The sequence below is a fragment of the Collinsella sp. AF23-4AC genome, from assembly GCF_003462685.1.
Lineage (GTDB): Bacteria > Actinomycetota > Coriobacteriia > Coriobacteriales > Coriobacteriaceae > Collinsella.
In genome coordinates this window covers 1-1,062 of the sequence record NZ_QRVE01000043.1, presented here as the reverse complement: position 1 = coordinate 1,062, position 1,062 = coordinate 1, and the positions used below count along the sequence as shown (strand labels likewise).

1 protein-coding gene is annotated in these 1,062 nt (G+C 65.3%); it reads right to left on the bottom strand.

Annotation, left to right across the window (positions count from 1 at the left end):
• The coding region (locus DWY05_RS09850; protein WP_117770657.1) for an SIS domain-containing protein at positions 1 to 1,062 on the bottom strand (1,062 nt) is incomplete at its 5' end.

Genomic DNA, 1,062 nt, shown 5'->3' with positions numbered 1-1,062 from the left:
TTAGTAGTCGAACTGGTGGTAGTAGCGGCGGTACTTGAGGTTGTGCTTGGTGACCAGCTCGTAGTTGCGCGCGAGGCGGTCGGTGGTCAGCACGGACAGGATCCAGGGGGACACGATGACGCGGAAGTCGTCGTCCAGGCCCGGGATCGCGTACTCGGCGGTGTCGATGATGACGTAGTCCTCGTCGCCGGTCACGCCGCTGGTGAGGAAGGCGCGGACGCGCTCGTCGAGGGCGCGGCACTCGTCCTCTCCCATGAACAGGAACACCGGGACGCCGGGCTCGAGCAGCTCGAGCGTGCCGTGGAAGAAGTCGTGCGAGGTGATGTGGCGGATGCGCTTCCACTGCATCTCCTCGAGCAGGCACATGGAGTACAGGATGGTCTCGCCCCACAGCGCGCCCGAGCCGATGAACATGGTGTAGTCGGCCAGCGCGTACTTCCTGGCGAGCTCCTCGGCGCGCGGCTCGAAGCGCTTGCGGATGTCGAGCATGTCCTTCCAGACGTCCTTCGTCTGCTCGATGAACAGGTCGAACTTGGGGAAGCAGCCGCGGCGGTTGAGCAGGCGCAGGCCGAAGCAGTCGGCGAGGTAGTAGCCCTTCTCGCAGCCGCCGGCGCCGTGGTCGGAGGCCATCATGACGCAGTTCTCGGCGCCCACGGCCTGCCCGATCTTGCCCTCGGGGTTGGTCATGGCGAAGACGCGCACGCCCATCTCCCTCATCTTGCCGACGGCCTCGAGCACCTCGGGGGTGGTGCCGGACTCGGAGGCGGTCAGCACGACGGACCTGTCGGTCATGCGCTTGTGGCCCATGACGTTCCACTCGGCGGCGTGGATCAGGTAGACCTCGAGGTCGCGGTCGCCGAACTTGTTCATGAGGTACTCGAGCTGCATGAACTCGTCCCAGGTGCCGCCGACGCCCATCAGGAAGACGGCGTCGTAGCCCTCCTCGTGCACGCGGTCGGCCAGGGCGGTCATCTTCTTGCCGGCCTCGTAGACGTTCCTGCCGTCCTCGAGGTAGCCCTCCTGGTCGAAGTGCATGATCTCGATCTTCTCGGTCTCCTTCAT